The sequence below is a fragment of the Streptomyces buecherae genome (assembly GCF_014295035.1).
Taxonomy (GTDB): Bacteria; Actinomycetota; Actinomycetes; order Streptomycetales; family Streptomycetaceae; genus Streptomyces; species Streptomyces youssoufiensis.
In genome coordinates this window covers 4,608,625-4,621,953 of sequence record NZ_CP060404.1, presented here as the reverse complement: position 1 = coordinate 4,621,953, position 13,329 = coordinate 4,608,625, and the positions used below count along the sequence as shown (strand labels likewise).

At 71.1% G+C, this 13,329-nt stretch carries 11 protein-coding genes; 3 read left to right on the top strand and 8 right to left on the bottom strand.

All coding sequences use genetic code 11. From position 1 onward, the window contains the following. Window positions 1-27: 27 nt before the first annotated feature. The 6 genes from H7H31_RS17925 to ssd all read right to left on the bottom strand — a co-directional run bounded on the left by H7H31_RS17925 (window position 28) and on the right by ssd (window position 4,834). On the bottom strand, window positions 28-471 hold the full coding sequence (locus tag H7H31_RS17925) for a TadE family type IV pilus minor pilin (RefSeq protein WP_187064157.1): 444 nt from the start codon (window positions 469-471) through the stop codon (window positions 28-30). After that, a complete protein-coding gene (locus tag H7H31_RS17920; protein WP_187064166.1) occupies window positions 458-670 on the bottom strand; it encodes a DUF4244 domain-containing protein in 213 nt (70 codons plus the stop codon). Before H7H31_RS17920 ends, H7H31_RS17925 begins: the two co-directional genes overlap by 14 nt. A gap of 44 nt (window positions 671-714) precedes the next feature. Beyond that, window positions 715-1,266 (bottom strand): type II secretion system F family protein, encoded by a 552-nt coding sequence (locus H7H31_RS34805; RefSeq protein ID WP_308284222.1) that lies wholly within the window; start codon window positions 1,264-1,266, stop codon window positions 715-717. Between the two features lie 333 nt (window positions 1,267-1,599). Continuing rightward, window positions 1,600-2,580, bottom strand: a complete 981-nt coding sequence (locus H7H31_RS17910) for a type II secretion system F family protein (protein WP_232109927.1) — start codon at window positions 2,578-2,580, stop codon at window positions 1,600-1,602. Then, window positions 2,577-3,734 carry a TadA family conjugal transfer-associated ATPase gene (locus H7H31_RS17905; protein WP_187064156.1) on the bottom strand — a complete coding sequence of 386 codons (1,158 nt, stop codon included), beginning with the start codon at window positions 3,732-3,734 and terminating at the stop codon, window positions 2,577-2,579. Before H7H31_RS17905 ends, H7H31_RS17910 begins: the two co-directional genes overlap by 4 nt. Continuing rightward, complete coding sequence (gene ssd / locus H7H31_RS17900) at window positions 3,731-4,834, bottom strand: septum site-determining protein Ssd (RefSeq protein WP_187064155.1); 1,104 nt, start codon at window positions 4,832-4,834, stop codon at window positions 3,731-3,733. Before ssd ends, H7H31_RS17905 begins: the two co-directional genes overlap by 4 nt. Window positions 4,835-5,297: 463 nt before the next feature. Here ssd and H7H31_RS17895 point away from each other — a divergent pair, with 463 nt between their 5' ends. After that, complete coding sequence (locus tag H7H31_RS17895) at window positions 5,298-6,137, top strand: HAD family hydrolase (RefSeq protein WP_222625456.1); 840 nt, start codon at window positions 5,298-5,300, stop codon at window positions 6,135-6,137. Window positions 6,138-6,586: 449 nt separating this feature from the next. On the opposite strand, the gene H7H31_RS17890 is transcribed toward H7H31_RS17895, so the two are convergent. Continuing rightward, entirely contained in the window at window positions 6,587-7,432 is an 846-nt protein-coding gene (locus H7H31_RS17890; protein WP_187064153.1) for a Fic family protein, read from the bottom strand. Between the two features lie 102 nt (window positions 7,433-7,534). Between H7H31_RS17890 and H7H31_RS17885 the strand changes: the two genes are divergently transcribed. Next, the gene (locus H7H31_RS17885; protein ID WP_187064152.1) at window positions 7,535-8,524 is read left to right on the top strand and encodes an ATP-binding protein; all 990 of its coding nucleotides are present in this window, start codon (window positions 7,535-7,537) and stop codon (window positions 8,522-8,524) included. On the opposite strand, the gene H7H31_RS17880 is transcribed toward H7H31_RS17885, so the two are convergent. After that, window positions 8,505-9,941: a polysaccharide deacetylase family protein gene (locus H7H31_RS17880; protein ID WP_232109926.1), complete on the bottom strand. Its 1,437-nt coding sequence runs from the start codon at window positions 9,939-9,941 to the stop codon at window positions 8,505-8,507. The genes H7H31_RS17885 and H7H31_RS17880 overlap by 20 nt on opposite strands. A 478-nt stretch (window positions 9,942-10,419) precedes the next feature. On the opposite strand from H7H31_RS17880, the gene H7H31_RS17875 reads away from it, so the two are divergent. Beyond that, complete coding sequence (locus tag H7H31_RS17875) at window positions 10,420-13,215, top strand: SulP family inorganic anion transporter (protein ID WP_187064151.1); 2,796 nt, start codon at window positions 10,420-10,422, stop codon at window positions 13,213-13,215. Window positions 13,216-13,329: the final 114 nt, after the last annotated feature.

The following is a 13,329-nucleotide window of genomic DNA, read 5'->3' as shown; positions in this document are numbered from 1 at the left end:
GTCATCCCAGCATCCGGCCGCCGCGGTTCAGCCCGTCGTGATCGTGTCCTCAGCAAGGACCACCGCCTCCCCCTGGAGCGTGATGGCCAGCGGGCCTGGTCCTGCCGCGCGGGTCTCGACCCGCACGTGCACGAGTTCTCCCTCTCGGCTCATGGTGATCCTGGCGTCGCGCGGCGCGGCCGATCGAGCGGCGGCCATCGCCGCGGCCGGTGTCTCCGAACGCGCCGCGGCCCGGGCGCCCGCCCGCGCCGCGTCCACGCACTGGATGTGCGCGGAGGCGGCCATCAACCCCCAGATCAACATCAGGGTGAACAGGGCCAGCGTCGGTAGGACAACCGCCGCCTCCGCGCTGACGGCCCCGCGATCACCACACCGAGCCGTACGTGGAGGAGTGCCGCAGGCCCCTGACAACCTCGCCGTCCGTGTCGGGCCGCGTCCAGATCGCCCAACCGTCGGCCTAGAACTGCGCATCGAGCGCCTTCTGGATGACCGACTGAAGCGCACCCGTGACGGCACCACTCGTCACCACCTTGTACAGGACGGCCGCGAACGCACACGCGGCGATCGTCCCCACCGCGTACTCGGCGGTCGCCATCCCCGCGTCCAACCTGCTCCGAAGCGCCACCCGCCAGTTCACGCACCGCCGGGCACCCCAACGCACCAGCCTCATCGTCCCCACGTCTCCCTCATCTTCTCGTCGTTGTCGTGTATCGCTCAGGTAGTCAGCAGTCCTTCGGCCAGCCCGATGACCACCGGTGCCACGCCCACCAGCAAGAAGGCGGGCAGGAAGCACAGGCCGAGCGGGGCGGTGGCGAGCACCCCGGCGCGCCTGGCCCTGGCCGTGGCGGCTCGGCCGCGATCCGCTCGGCAGTCGGCGGCCAGGCGCGTGACGGGCTCGACGGCGGGCGCGCCCGTCACCGTTGCGCGCTCCAGCGACCGGGCGAGCTCAGCGGCGCCCGGCAGGGCGGCAACGCGTCCCCAGACGGTGGAGGGTTCACCGCCGAGGCGCAGCTCCGCCGCCGCCCAGGCGAGCCGCTGCCCCAAAGGCCCACCCAACGAGTTCCCCACCGCTTCGGCAGCCTCCGGCGGCCCCGCCCCCGCGGCCAGACAAGCGGCCAACATCTCAGCTGTAAGCGGTAGTTGGGAGGCGATCAGCGCCTTCTGCTCACCCGAGAGCACGCCGCCCGTCGTACCGATCTCCCCTTCAGCCAGCTCGCCTTCGTGCGTGGCTCCGATCCTTCGCTGCCACCGCCAGGTGCCGTACATGAGGGCGAGCCCCGCTCCGTACCCCATCCAGCCGTCGAGGAGGATGGGGCCAATGCACCCGCAGCCGCCGGCCGTCAGGCATTTCCGTACGATCCCGATGCGTGTCACAGCCGGCCGCTCGAAGGGGGGCCAACGGCGCCAAGCCCGGGTCGCGTCTCCTTGCGGAGTACGCGAATGGCCTGGCCAGAGTGCGGCCAGCCGCCGTGCCCCGCGCCGGGCCCGCATCGCGCCGAACGCCAGCGCCGCGCACCCAGCAAAGCACGCCAGCGAAACGGCCGTCCCCAGCCTGTGGATAACTTCTCCGAACACCACACACTCACCCAATCAACCCGGTTAGTCCTGCTTTGTGGTGCGCTTCGCCGGCTCTGCGGCGCGACGAATGATGTGCGCGATCCAGGCCAAGCCCGCCCACTCCAGCAGCACACCGAGCAGCAGGCAGCTCAGGCCGGCGGGGGTGTGGAGGAGGACGTGCAGCGGAGCAGCGCCGAGCGCACTGCCCAGCACGAGCCCGAACACGGGCAACAGGGCGAGCATCGCGGCCGTCGATCGCACGCCCGCCAACTGCGCGCGTAACTCCTCACGTTGGTCACGCTCCGCGCGCAGAGCCGCCGCGACGCGATCGAGCCCGTCCGCGAGCCCCGCGCCCCCGTCGACCGCCACCTGCCAGCACGCGGCCACCCCCGCCAGCCCTTCCGCGCCCGGTAGTCGAGCCACCTGACGCAGCGCGGTGGGCACGTCGCCGCCGAAGCGTGCGGCCGTCGTGACCGTCTCCCACCCGTCGGGCAGGTCCGCCACGTCGGCGGACCGCAGGGCTTCCCCTGGTTGCCGCCCGGCGCGCAGTTCGCCGGCGACGGCGGCGCAGAGTCCGATCACAGCCGCGCTCCGGAGCGCTCGGCGCCGCTCCACCGCCCGGGTCCGCCGCCACCGCCAGCCCACGGGAGCCGCCAGCGCGGCACCGAGCAGGGGCAGTGGGGAGTCAGTCAGCAAGGCGAGCACGCACCCCGCCGGCAGGCAGGCCAGCTCGCCGCCGAGGTCCCATCGCCGCACCGGGGCCGGCAGTCGTTCGCGCCAGCGCAGCCAGCCGCCACCCTGACCCAAGGGATCGAGCAGACGCGCGAGGCCGCCGCTCGGTCCCATGCGCTCGCTTGGCCTCGATGTGGTGACGCTCGCCGGGGGCACCGCGCAGTCCGCCAGTATCAACCTGCCGCGCCGCAGGCGGCGATCCGAACCCGCACCGTCCCACATGACCGCGACCAGGCAGAGCACCACGGCGCACAGCACCAGAGGCTCAACCGTCACCGCGCCGCCCGTCACGCGCCGCCACCTCCCCGCGCGCACAACTGCTCCAGACGGGCCCAGCCTGGCGCCCGCTGAAATCCGTGCGGGCCCCACAGCGCCGCGGGAGCCGTCGTCACCATCCCCTCCCGATCGCGCTCCAGCACGTGCAGTTCGGCGATCCGGCGGCGCCCGCGCCGGTCCCTCGCCAGATGAACGATCACGGACAGCGCCGCGGCCAACTGGCTGTGCAGTGCCGCCCGATCGAGCCCGGCCGTCGAGCCCAGCGCCTCCAGCCGGGCCGGAACGTCTCCCGCCGCATTCGCGTGAACCGTCCCGCAACCGCCCTCGTGGCCGGTGTTCAACGCCGACAGCAGGTCCGTCACCTCGGGCCCGCGAACCTCGCCCACCACCAGTCGGTCGGGTCTCATGCGCAACGCCTGCCGCACCAGGTCGCGCAACGTCACCAGGCCACGGCCCTCCTGGTTGGCGGGGCGCGTCTCCAGCCGTACGACGTGGGGGTGGTCAGGCCGCAGCTCCGCGGAATCCTCGGCCAGCACAATGCGCTCGCCCGGCCCCACCAGGCCCAGCAGGGTGCTCAACAGGGTCGTCTTCCCCGACCCCGTGCCACCGCTGATGACGTACGAAAGCCGGGCGTCCAGGATCGCCCGGAGCAGCGCTTCCCCGCCGGGCGGCACCGTGCCCGCCGCCACCAGCTCGGCCAGTGTGAACGCCCGGGGGCGCACCACGCGCAGCGACAGGCACGTGCTTGCCACGGCGACCGGGGGCAGCACGGCGTGCAACCGCGTGCCGTCCGGCAGCCGGGCGTCCACCCAGGGCTTCGCGTCGTCGAGCCTGCGGCCGGCCACGGCCGCCAGCCGCTGCGCGAGCCTGCGCACGGCCGCCGCGTCGGCGAACTGGACTTCCGTGCGCTCCAACCCCGCACCTCGGTCGATCCAGACCTGGTCGGGCGCGGTGACCAATACGTCGGTGACGTCCGGGAGGGCGAGCAGCGGTTCGAGAGGGCCAGCGCCCACCAGCTCGGAGCGCAGGTCCCGCACGACTCCGAGGACTTCCGTGTCACCGAGAAGCCGTCCTTCCGCCCGCAACGCGGCGGCCACTCGCGCCGGCGTCGGGTCTGCTCCGCTGCCCGCCAACCGCGTGCGCACGGCATCCAGCAGGGTGCTGCTCATGCGACACCCCCACCGGGCAGCGCCCGCGCCCAGAAGTCGGCACAGAACCTGGCGAGTGGCCCACGCTCGCTCGTACCCGGCGGTTCACCCGACTCCAGCGCCGCGAGCAGGCCCGATTCGGGCGGCAGCTCGCCGGCCAGCGGCAGGTCAAGCAGCCGCGCGATCTCCTCGTCAGCCAGCCCGTCCCCGGTCGGCCCCCTGACCACGACCCGCAGATCGCGCAACACCATCCGCACGCAGGAGGCCACCCGATGAGCCGCCGCCACGGACCTCAGCTCGGCTGGCACCACCAGGAGCGCCATGTCGAGCTGTGCGAGCACCTCGGCCGCGGCGTTGTCCACACGTCGCGGCAGGTCGACCACGACGGCACCGCCTCGGCGGCGTGCCGCGGCGAGGACCGAGCGGACCGCCGGCGCCGGAACGGCCACCACGCTGCCCCGGTCCCAGCTGAGCAGGCGCAGGGAGTGCAACTCGGGCAGCGACTCCTCGAGTGCTCCCGCCGCCACTCGGCCCTGCGACTCGGCGAAGGCCGGCCACCTGAGGCCCGGCGCGCTTTCCCCACCGAGCAGGACGTCGAGGCCGCCGCCCAGCGGATCGCCGTCGATGAGCATGGTGCGCTGCCCAGCCCGGGCGGCCGACACCGCGAGGGCGCAGGCCAGGGTGCTGGCTCCGGCGCCGCCCCTGCCCCCGATGACGCCAACGGTGACGGCCTGGTCGCCCACGCCCTCGGTGACGTCGGCGATCCGGTCCACGAGCCAGGTCTCGGCATCGGGCAGGAAGAGCACGCACTCGGCCCCCATTTCGATACCCCGCCGCCAGATGCCCGGGTCATCGAGGTCCCGGCCGATGAGCAGCACGCCCTGCCTGCGGGGTACGCCCGCCAAGCGCCGTGCGCAGTCGTCGCCGACGAGAACCAGTGGCGCGCCTTCCCACCCACCACTGCCGGCGAGCGTTCCATGCGCCACTTCCGGCGCCGAGCCGGCTGCGGCGCACAACCGCAACAAGTCGTCGAGAAGCGCTTCGTCTTCCGTCACGATCAGCGGTCTACGCCGTAGATCGGTGGCCTCTCCCAGTTGACCGGAGGCGTTAGTTCCAGCCATGGTCCCCTCCTCATCTCGCTACCCGCTGTCGAACCCGCGAACATCGCGGGAATCGACTGTGCAGCGATCCAAGAAATCTCGGGGATCTTGGTCCAAAACTGTGGATAACTCGTCGGCTGTGAATATCGCCGTCCCCTAAACCGGCGACTTCCACGCCAACACCGCGATTACGCAGGGTTACAGGGCAGACTCATGGAGGGAGCGCGACGAACGGACACCAGGGGAGAAAAATGATCAAGAGCGACGCACCGAAAGGCGTCTGGACATGCGACGACCCCCGCCGGGGGGGAGAGCGGGGGTCGTCCCCACGACCGACTCGGGGGGGAGGAGCCGGACGGGGTTAGCACGGTCGCGAACGATCCGTGACTTCCATGGTGTACCCGAGGGCCTTCCTAAGCAAACCCACTCGCCGCCGCTTACGCCGAATGGTGGGCCCTATGCTCAGCTTGTGGAAAACCACTCCTTGTCGCGCACAGCCGCCTTCTTTGATCTGGACAAGACGGTCATTGCGAAGTCGAGCACTCTCACGTTCAGCAAGTCCTTCTACCAGGGCGGCCTGATCAACCGCCGAGCCGTACTACGCACCGCATATGCACAGTTCGTCTTCCTTGTCGGAGGCGTCGACCACGACCAGATGGAGCGGATGCGGGAATATCTTTCCGCGCTCTGTCGCGGTTGGAACGTACAACAGGTGCGGGCGATAGTGGCTGAAACTCTGCACGACCTGATCGACCCCATCATCTACGACGAGGCCGCCTCCCTCATCGAAGAGCACCACGCGGCGGGCCGCGACGTCGTGATCGTCAGCACCTCCGGAGCGGAGGTCGTCGAGCCCATCGGCGCGCTACTCGGCGCCGATCGGGTCGTGGCCACCCGGATGGTGGTCGAGGACGGTCGCTTCACGGGCGAGGTGGAGTACTACGCGTACGGCCCCACGAAGGCCGAAGCCATAGCCGAGTTGGCCGAGTCCGAGGGTTACGACCTGTCGCGCTCGTACGCGTACAGCGACTCCGTCACGGACGTCCCCATGCTGGAGTCAGTCGGCCACCCGCACGCCGTGAACCCCGACCGGAGCCTGCGCCGGGAGGCGAGCGCCCGTGGCTGGCCCATCCTGAACTTCAACCGCCCGGTTCGACTGAAGCAGCGCGTCCCCTCCCTGTCCATGCCACCGCCCCCGGTGCTGGCGGCAGCCGCCGCCGTAGGAGCCGCCGCCGCGGCGGGGCTGGTCTGGTACACAGCTCGACGCCGTACGCCCACACGCAGTCTCGTCGCCCTGCAAGCCGGGCAGAGTGCCCGAGTTTGACACCAAAAGTAAATATCTGCGGGAGGGGGTTTCGCTTCCTCGCCGAGAAGAGTAAAAAGGAATCAACGGCCCGCGAGACCAGGGGACATCCGAGAGGAAGCCCTTCGTATCAAGGCCCACGGACCGCGCACAGACGCTTGGCACCCACGCGACGCCGACCCGTCGATTACGGGCCAGCCGCACCAGGAAGCGGGCAAAGTACCCGACCTGATGGGCAGAATTTCGAGCACGCATGGTAACCGAGCGGATGTGCCAGCGGCGGCACCACAAGCAACTGGTGCCGCCGCAACTCTGCCCGCGACACGCAATGCGCCGCGTCGGCCCGCTCACCACAGCAGCGTCATCAGTCCGGCTTCGCCAACCCCCGCCCAGGCATGGCGACGCCGGGCGTTCGGCGTCGATGCGAAGCCGCGAGCAACCCCACGCATGGGCGAGGAGCCCCGCCCCCGTCAGGCCGCTCCGCGCTGGAGTGCCTCACACACGGCGGTGGTCTCGCGCACCCCGAGTTCGACCGCTCGCCCACAGTGCACGATCCACGCGGCGACCCCCTCGGGGGTTCCCGACGCGTAGCCCTCCAGGGCGCCGACGTACTCGGCCCGCCCCTGTTCGGCGTAGCCGACCTCAGCCGGGCAGATCGACTTGGGGTCCAACCCGCTACCGACCAGAACCACCCGCTCAGCGGCGCGAGCGACAAGCCCGTTGTGCGAACCGAACGGCCGCAGCGCGAGCAGTTCCCCGTGCACGACAGCCGCGACCACCAGAGCGGGAGCCTCCGTGCCCGCGAGCAGCAAACGAGCCAGCCCGTCCAGTCGACCCGCCACCTCGTCAGCGTCCGGCAACGGCAGTTCGATCAGGGGCTCGTCCACCCCTTCGCCAGCCAGCCTGGGCCGCCCCACCACATCCGTCTCGCCAGCCACCGACTCGCCTCGTGTGGCATCGCCCGCCGCTACGAGGTGCAGTCTGGCCAGCACCCGCAGCGGCGACTGCCGCCACACACTGAGCAGTTGCCCCGCCTCGGCCGTGAGGCGCAGTGCCGCACCAACGGTGCGCGGTTCGCCCTGCGCGCCGAAGTCGGTGCGCCGCCGCACCTCCTCCAGCGCCCAGTCGGCGCCGGCGAGCGCCGCCGATCCGCGAGCACCGCGCAGCGCGGCCTCGGCGGTGACCTCGTGGCTGCGCCGGCGCATGACCCGGTGGCCGTATGCCCGGTCAACGGCCTTGCGGACGGCGTCGACGGAGTCAGCGACGCCAGGCAGGGCCACCAATGCGGACAGCGGATCGGATGTCGCACTACTCATGAGTACGACACTACGCACATCGGAGGCCGCGCCCCTCATTGGAGTGGTCTTCTTCACCAAGAGCAGCATCCAGTCCCACCCGCCCATCTACGCTAGGTGAACATGAAGATCGCTTTCGTAGGGAAGGGCGGCAGCGGCAAGACCACGCTGTCCTCGCTCTTCATCCGCCACCTCGCCGCCGCCCGCGTCCCCGTCATCGCCATCGACGCGGACATCAACCAACACCTGGCAGCCGCGCTCGGCCTGGACGAACACGCGGATTGCGCGCCGCCCGCCATGGGCGCCCAACTCCCGCTCATCAAGGAGTACCTGCGCGGCACCAACCCGCGCATCGCCTCGGCCGAGACCATGATCAAGACGACGCCTCCCGGGGCCGGGTCGCGGCTGCTGCGGGTCGGCGACGACAACCCCGTCTTCGACGCCTGCGCCCGCACGGTCCCTCTCGACGACGGCGAAGCGCGCCTGATGGCGACCGGCCCCTTCACCGAGTCCGACCTCGGCGTGGCCTGCTACCACTCCAAGGTCGGCGCGGTGGAGCTGTGCCTGAACCACCTCGTCGACGGCCGAGAGGAATTCATCGTCGTGGACATGACGGCGGGCAGCGACTCCTTCGCCTCGGGCATGTTCACCCGCTTTGACATGACGTTCCTCGTGGCGGAACCGACCAGGAAGGGAACCGCCGTCTACCGGCAGTACAAGGAGTACGCGCGGGACTTCGGCGTCGCGCTGCGTGTGGTGGGCAACAAGGTGCAGGGCCCCGACGACCTCGCCTTCCTGCGCGACGAGGTCGGCGAGGACCTGCTCGTCACCTTCGGCCACTCGGAGTGGGTCCGGGCCATGGAGAAGGGCCGCCCGCCCCGGTTCGACACGCTGGAGGCGACCAACCGGCAGGCGCTGCGCGTCCTCCACGAGACCGCGGACGCCGCGTACGCGTCGCGCGACTGGGAGCGCTACACCCGCCAGATGGTCCACTTCCACCTCAAGAACGCGGAGAGCTGGGGGAACGCGCGGACCGGCGCGGACCTGGCGGCCCAGGTCGATCCGGCGTTCACCCTGGACGAGCGATCCGCCGCTAGCCGGCAACCGGCCTGAGCCAGCCCCTGAGACCACTGCTGTACGGCTGCTCCACGGCTCCGGGCGACCCTTCAGCGACCCGCGGTGCGGTCCCCGACTGCCCGGGGGCGGGGTGCGCGCCGTGCGTACGCGCCGCTTGAGCGCCCTGGTCCGTGGTGCGGTCCTCGGTCGCCGCGTCGCTCGCGGGGCGCTGCCCGTCCGGCGAGGTCACGGCCGACGGGGTCGTAGTGGCGTTGAGGTACGCGGCCCAGCCACCCTTCGGCCGCTCGCCGACGTCCAGCTTCCGCAGCTTCTCCAGGACTCGCGGGTCCTGGGCGTCCATCCAGTCGGCGAGTTGCTTGAACGACACGCAGCGCACGTCCGGTCGTGGGCACACCTTCTTGATGGTCTCCTCGACGGCCCGCATGTAGGTGCCGCCGTTCCATGACTCGAAGTGGTTGCCGACCAGCAGCGGCGCCCGATTGCCACGGTACGCGCGGTCGAAGGCGGCCAACAGTCCGTCGCGCATCTGGTTACCCCAGGTGGCGTGCTTGGCGCGGTCTCCGCGGGTGGTGCCGGACTGGTTGACCAGGAAGTTGTAGTCCATGGACAGCGTCTCGAAGGCGCGTCCTGGCATGGGGACCTGCTGCAGCGGGAAGTCCCAGATGCCGCCCTGCTTGGTGGGCCAGACCTGCCGGCCGCCGGAGGCGCTGGCGTCGTAGCGGAAGCCCATGGAGCGGGCGGCGGGTATCAGGTTGCGCTGGCCTTCGAGGCAGGGGGCGCGGCCTCCGACGAGTTCCGCGCTGTAGTCGAACGGCAGCGGCTGGGCGTCGAGGAGGCCGGTGTTGGTCTTCCAGTTCTTGACGAACGACTCGGCCTGCCGGATCTCGCTGCGCCACTCGTCCACCGACCAGGTGCCGACACCCCTGTCGGGGCCGCAGAAGTGGCCGTTGAAGTGTGTGCCTATCTCGTTGCCGTCGCGCCACGCCCCGGCGAGCTGCGCGGCGGTGGCCCGTATGCCCTCGATGTCGTTGAAACCGATGTCCGAGGCGCCGGGCGCGTGCTTGGGCGGGTGGTAGAGCTCCTTCTTGCCCTCGGGGAGCATGTACACACCGCTGAGGAAGTACGTCATCGTCGCGTCGTACCGGTTCCCCACCTCGCGGAACCGGGAGAACAGTCGCTGGCTGTCCTCGCCAGCGCCGTCCCAGGAGAAGACGACGAACTGCGGCGGTCGCTGCCCGGCGCGCAGTCGCTGGACGTTCGGCTGACGAGGCTGGGCGCCGGTGTACGCGGTCGAGCCGTCGCCTATCAGGCGCAAGGGCTTCGCGGCCTTGGGCGCCGGCGCCTTCTCCTCGCTCTCCGCGTCGGAGTCCCCTGAGCCGCCGGAGCAGCCGGCTATCCCGACGAGTATCGCCGTCAGGAACAGCCCCGCCGTGGCCTTGCGTGCAGTCGTCATCTGCCGCCTCGCTTCCTGACTTCTGAGCGCCCACAGGGAAGCGGGCAAACACCTCATAAGTCATCTAATAGGTAAGAAGCGAGGAGACTTCCTAAACCGGCACTCACTCGATAGGTGGAATGACTGGCGCGGCCGATCGGAACCTCTTCCGTGCGGCCTTTACCTGGGATTACGATTCGTTTACCGATGCTTGAGAGTAACGGATCGAGTGCACACCGTTATCGCTCACGGCGGGTTCGCCCCTTTTAGCACTATGTCTGGCCGAATCCCCGAGTCGCTGCCGGTCACCCACCCCGTAGTCCGGCGCACGGGCGTCGCCCCGGCACCGCCGCCAACCGCAGTCCTGGCTCAGCGGTGCACGGCTTCCTCTAGACCACCCATACGGGGGCTCCGCCGGAGCCCACAGCAGCCCACCGCAGTACGCCGTGCCCACGGTCGTGGCCTCGTCCGCGACCGCGCAGACCCGGAGGAGACGGGAATGTTGCAGCTCTGGAGCCAGGTCGACCGCGCCTCCGCGCGCAGGGACCTCGCTGCCTCGATCGTCATCTTTCTCATCGCCATCCCCCTCTCACTCGGGCTGGCGTTGGCCACTGGCGCACCCCTTCAGGCCGGGCTCATCGCAGCCGCCGTCGGTGGCATCGTGGCGGGGCTGCTCGGTGGTGCTCCGCTCCAGGTCAGCGGGGCTGCTACCGGGCTGGTCGTGGTCACGGCCGACCTGGTCCAGCGCTACGGGTGGTCCGCGACGTGCGCCATCACCGTGGCGGCGGGGTTGGCCCAGATGGCCCTGGGGGCGCTGCGGGTCGCCCGGGCGGCGCTCGCGGTCAGCCCGGCGATCGTGCACGGGATGCTGGCGGGGATCGGCGTGGTCATCGCCATCGGCCAGTTGAGGGTCATGCTCGGCGCGAACCCGGGCGGCTCGACCGTCGACAACCTCACCGCTCTCGCCTCCGAACTGTTCCGCCCGCACGCCGCGGCGATGCTGGTCGGCGCGGTGACGGTCGCCGTACTCGTGTCCTGGCCACGGCTCCCGGGCCGCGGCGGGCGGCTGGCGCGGCTGGTCCCGGCCCCGTTGGCCGCGGTCGGCGCCGGGACCGCGCTGAGCGCCGGGCTCACCGTCCCCCGCGTCGACCTGCCCTCGTTGCAGTTCCAGGGCCTGCCGTCGCCGCCGGATGGCCCGGTGCTCGGGGTGGCCGCCGCCGTGCTGACGGTGACGTTGGTGGCCAGCATGGAGTCCCTGCTCTCCGCCGTCGCGGTCGATCGGTTGCAGGCCACGCGCCCCGGCACGCGCGCGACACAGACCCGGCTGGACCGCGAGTTGGCCGGGCAGGGGGCGGCCAACGTGGCCTCCGGCCTCCTCGGCGGCCTACCGGTGGCCGGTGGCGCCATGCGCGGCTCGGCCAACGTGAAGGCCGGGGCGGCGAGTCGGGGTTCCACCGTGCTGCACGGGATCTGGGCCCTGCTGTGCACCGGGCTGCTCGCCACGGCGCTGGAGTTCATCCCCCTGGCGGCGCTGGCGGCACTGGTCATGATGGTCGGCATCCAGATGGTGAACTTCGCGCACATCAAGCACGTCCAGCGGCATCGCGAGTTCCCGGTCTACACGGCGACCCTGGGGTCGGTCATCCTCTTCGGAGTACTACAGGGCGTGGCCATCGGCGGGGTGGTGGCCGTCATCACCGCGTTCCGCCGCCTCACCCGCACCCAGATCACGGTCACCGGCGAGACCGACTGCCTCCGAGTACGCGTCAACGGCCAGCTCACCTTCCTCGCCGTGCCCCGACTGAGCCGCGTACTGGGCCAACTGCCGGACCGCCGCAGCGTGGTGGTCGAGCTGCACGGCTCGTTCATGGACCACGCGGCGTACGACGCCCTCCAGTCCTGGGCCCAGGGGTACCGCTCAGCCGGCGGTTGGGTGCAACTCGGCGGGCGCACCGGTCGCCCCCTGGTCGAGCCGGCCAGCGCCCACGCGCATGCCCAGCCGTGTAGACCCTGGATGCCGTGGCGCAACCACCACTGCACCCGGCCCCTGGCCCCCGCTCGACAGGACAAGCCGAGCAGCAGTCAGCTCATCGGCGGAGTCAGCGCCTTCCAGCGCAACACCGCACCTCTGGTCCGCGAAGAGTTGGCCCGGCTGGCGCGCGAGGGTCAGCGTCCCAGCCAGCTCTTTCTGACCTGCGCGGACTCCCGGCTCGTCACCAGCATGATCACCTCCAGTGGGCCGGGGGATCTGTTCACCGTGCGCAACGTCGGGAACCTGACGCCGCCGTCGGACGACGACAGCGCCTGCGACTCGGTGGCCGCGGCCATCGAGTACGCGGTGGACGTACTGGAGGTCAGCTCCCTTACCGTCTGCGGGCACTCGGGGTGCGGAGCCATGCAGGCGCTGCTCAACTCCGTGGGCGAGCCCGCCGACGACACCCCACTTTCCCGCTGGCTGCGCCATGGTTGGCCCAGCCTGCAACGACTGGAGCGGATCAAGAAACGAGAGGCCGAGCAGGCGTCCGGCGGCGATGCGAGCCCCCACCCGACCGTGGCCCTCGACGGGCGTCCGGTGGCGGACGACACGGAGTTGCTGGCCCTGGTGAACGTGCAGCAGCAGCTTGAGCACCTGATGGCCCACGCGTGCGTGGCTCGCAGGGTGCGCGAGGGCACGCTCGCGCTGCACGGCATGTACTTCCACGTGGCGGAAGCCCAGGCGTATGTCCTGGACCCCGCCTCCGGAGTGTTCTCCGCCGTCACGCCGGAGCGCCCGGCCCGACCGGAGCACGCCGACCCTTCGGATCAGCTTCCCGACGCGCTCCTGGCACCGGAGGCCGCGCTCCTACCCGGATCGGGCCCCTACGCGGACGAGCAGCGCGAATGGGACGGCGACCACGCCTGCCCCCGGCCGCCGCACACCGGCGGGGCGGATCGGGCGGAGGCCACCGCGCTGCGCCTGGGCTCCCGGCAGGAGGAGCTCGGGGGCGGCCGACCGCACCCGCACGAACACGCGCCTTCGGCGGCGGACTCCGAGCCGGCCCGGGTCCCCGAGCCGGCCGGCAGCGCGGCCCGCTCGGCAGGCCATTCGGGCCAGGGCGTTCGGGCGACGGGCACGGCCTCGAACGCGGCGGCGGGCGGGGAGGCCGGTCGGGATCGCGGTTCGGGCCCGCACTCCACCGAGACCGCGGACTCGACCGGGTCGGGGCACGCGGGCGAGGCGGCTGCTCCCCGCGGGGCCGGCACGACACACCGTGATCAGCGCCCGCACAACCAGTCAGGCAAGGCCATGCCGTAAGAATCCCGGAAGCGGTAGGAAGCAGGGGCCAGGGAGCGTCACCCGGTAAAGGTCTACACCAATTTTTATCAACAGCCCTTGTCAGAGCGTGCCGCAGGCTGATGAGCTATGAGC

What these genes read in the sequence shown, in the direction of transcription:
- H7H31_RS17925 (WP_187064157.1), bottom strand. Translation starts at nt 471, where the DNA reads ATGCGCAGTTCTAGGCCGACGGTTGGGCGATCTGGACGCGGCCCGACA.
- H7H31_RS17920 (WP_187064166.1), bottom strand. Translation starts at nt 670, where the DNA reads ATGAGGCTGGTGCGTTGGGGTGCCCGGCGGTGCGTGAACTGGCGGGTG.
- H7H31_RS34805 (WP_308284222.1), bottom strand. Translation starts at nt 1,266, where the DNA reads ATGTACGGCACCTGGCGGTGGCAGCGAAGGATCGGAGCCACGCACGAA.
- H7H31_RS17905 (WP_187064156.1), bottom strand. Translation starts at nt 3,734, where the DNA reads ATGAGCAGCACCCTGCTGGATGCCGTGCGCACGCGGTTGGCGGGCAGC.
- ssd (WP_187064155.1), bottom strand. Translation starts at nt 4,834, where the DNA reads ATGGCTGGAACTAACGCCTCCGGTCAACTGGGAGAGGCCACCGATCTA.
- H7H31_RS17890 (WP_187064153.1), bottom strand. Translation starts at nt 7,432, where the DNA reads ATGAGTAGTGCGACATCCGATCCGCTGTCCGCATTGGTGGCCCTGCCT.
- H7H31_RS17885 (WP_187064152.1), top strand. Translation starts at nt 7,535, where the DNA reads ATGAAGATCGCTTTCGTAGGGAAGGGCGGCAGCGGCAAGACCACGCTG.
- H7H31_RS17880 (WP_232109926.1), bottom strand. Translation starts at nt 9,941, where the DNA reads ATGACGACTGCACGCAAGGCCACGGCGGGGCTGTTCCTGACGGCGATA.
- H7H31_RS17875 (WP_187064151.1), top strand. Translation starts at nt 10,420, where the DNA reads ATGTTGCAGCTCTGGAGCCAGGTCGACCGCGCCTCCGCGCGCAGGGAC.